Below are 2,175 nucleotides of genomic sequence, written 5' to 3' on the forward strand. Positions count from 1 at the left end.
CGCCGTGATTTGCTCGCTGCCAACGCAGCGATCTTCAAGACGCAGGGCGCAGCGCTGGACGCAGTGGCCAAACGCGACGCCAAGATCCTGGTCGTCGGCAATCCCGCCAACACAAATGCCTGGATCCTTGCGCAAAGCGCACCGGGTTTTCCTGCCGAAAACATCACGTCGATGATCCGCCTCGATCACAACCGCGCGCAAGGACAGCTTGCGGCCAAGGCGGGTGTCGGTGTCGATGCGATTACGAAGCTCGTCGTCTGGGGAAACCATTCGCCAACGATGTTTGCCGACTGGGGGAATGCCGAACTCGATGGCCAAAAGCTTGCCGACCGTATCGGAGACGAGCCTTGGTACCGCGAAACGTTGATCCCCACCGTTGCGCAGCGCGGAACCGCGATCATCGAAGCACGGGGTGCGTCCTCGGCCGCGTCGGCCGCAAATGCAGCGATCGACCATCTGCGCGACTGGGTGCACGGCGCAGGCGATAATTGGGTGTCGATGGGCGTGGTGTCAGATGGCTCCTACGGTATCCCGCAAGGACTGGTGTGCGGCGTGCCGGTGCACTGCATGAGCGGTGGGTATGCGCTTATCGAAGGCCTTACCTTCGATCCGTTCCAGCGATCGATGCTCGATCGCACGATTGCCGAACTGGTCGATGAACGTGAGGCGGTTATCGACATTCTGAAATGACCAATCGGTATATCTGATTGGAATGACCGTAATCTTTGGTTGGTTCGATTGATCTCCTTTCCCTATCATTGGGGCAAGGAGATCGGGCATGACCCTCGAACAACTCAGGATTTTCGTCGGTGTCGCAGAGCGCGAGCACATGACGCGCGCTGCCGAAGCGCTCAATGTGACGCAGTCGGCCGCAAGCGCTGCCATCGCCGCGCTAGAAGCTCGGCACGGCGTGCCGCTGTTCCACCGGGTCGGCCGCGGGATCGAACTGTCCGAAGCGGGCCGCATGTTTCTGATCGACGCGCGCGCCGTCCTTGGCCGTGCGGCGAGCGCGGAACTTGCACTGGCCGAATATGCCGGGCTGGAGCGCGGCACACTGCGGCTGGTCGCAAGCCAGACGATCGCGGGCTATTGGCTGCCCCGCCAGCTAGCGGCGTTCCATGCGCGCTACCCCGCGATCACGATCGAACTGGCGATCGACAACACGGAAGGGGCCGCGGCGCGCGTGCTCGACGGCGCAGTCGAGCTCGGCTTCGTCGAAGGTGTGATCGACGAGCCCGCGCTCGCGCATTGGACGGTCGCGAACGACCGCATGGTGCTGGTTAGCAACCGCGCTGCCGACACGATCGACGAGGACTGGATCCGCGCCGCGCGCTGGATTATCCGCGAGCAGGGATCGGGCACGCGCTCGTCGTTCGAGGAGGTGTTGCGCCAGCGCGGCGTCGATCCGTCGGACCTCACCACCGCGCTGACCCTGCCGTCGAACGAGGCGGTCCGCAGCGCGGTCGAGGCTGGCGCAGGCGTCGCGGTCCTGTCGCAGCATGTCGTCGCACCTGCAATCGCGGCCGGAACGTTGCACGATCTGCCGCTCGGTCTGCCGCGGCGTCCGTTCTACGCGCTGAGGCACAAAGAGCGCTATCGTACCCGGGCGGCCGATGCGCTGACCGATCTCATCAAGGAGACTGGCAAGTGACCGCCGATTTGAAACCCGTTCTCGATGGCCTGAAGCCGCTCAGCCGGCTCGACTCTCCACGCGAGATGATCCGGCAGTTCACCCCCAACTGGTTCGCCGCGACGATGGGCACCGGCATCCTCGCGCTGGCCTTGCCGCAGGTTCCGGGGGTCGGCGCATCGCTGCACCCGGTCGGCGAGGCACTGTGGTATTTCAACATCGCGCTCTTCACGCTGTTCGCCGGGCTCTACACCGCGCGCTGGACCATGTTCGGGCACGAGGCGCGGCGGATCTTCGGGCACAACACCGTATCGATGTTCATCGGTACGATCCCGATGGGCCTCGCGACGATCATCAACGGGTTCCTGGCGTTCGGCCTGCCGCGGTTCGGCGCCGGCGTGATCCCGATCGCCGAGACATTGTGGTGGATCGACGTCGCGATGTCGTTCGCCTGCGGTGTGGCGATCCCCTACCTCATGTTCACGCGGCACGAACATTCGCTCGACGGCATGACCGCGGTGTGGCTGCTGCCGGTGGTCGCGGCG

The 2,175-nt window shown here is 64.5% G+C and carries 2 protein-coding genes and 1 pseudogene; all 3 read left to right on the forward strand.

Annotated elements, in window-relative coordinates; all coding sequences use genetic code 11:
* A partial coding sequence (locus ASE72_RS08225; protein WP_056019507.1) for a malate dehydrogenase occupies positions 1-690 on the forward strand: 690 nt, incomplete at its 5' end.
* 88 nt (positions 691-778) lie between these two features.
* Complete coding sequence (locus ASE72_RS08230) at positions 779-1,651, forward strand: LysR family transcriptional regulator (RefSeq protein WP_055843145.1); 873 nt, start codon at positions 779-781, stop codon at positions 1,649-1,651.
* Positions 1,648-2,175 (forward strand): annotated as a pseudogene (locus ASE72_RS08235) (C4-dicarboxylate ABC transporter); the annotation flags it as partial. The gene ASE72_RS08230 and the pseudogene ASE72_RS08235, both read left to right, overlap by 4 nt.

Origin of the sequence: Sphingomonas sp. Leaf20 (assembly GCF_001421535.1) — a bacterium.
GTDB lineage: Bacteria > Pseudomonadota > Alphaproteobacteria > Sphingomonadales > Sphingomonadaceae > Sphingomonas.

Excerpts from the sequence above, each read along its gene's own strand:
- ASE72_RS08230 (WP_055843145.1), top strand. The coding sequence starts at position 779 with ATGACCCTCGAACAACTCAGGATTTTCGTCGGTGTCGCAGAGCGCGAG.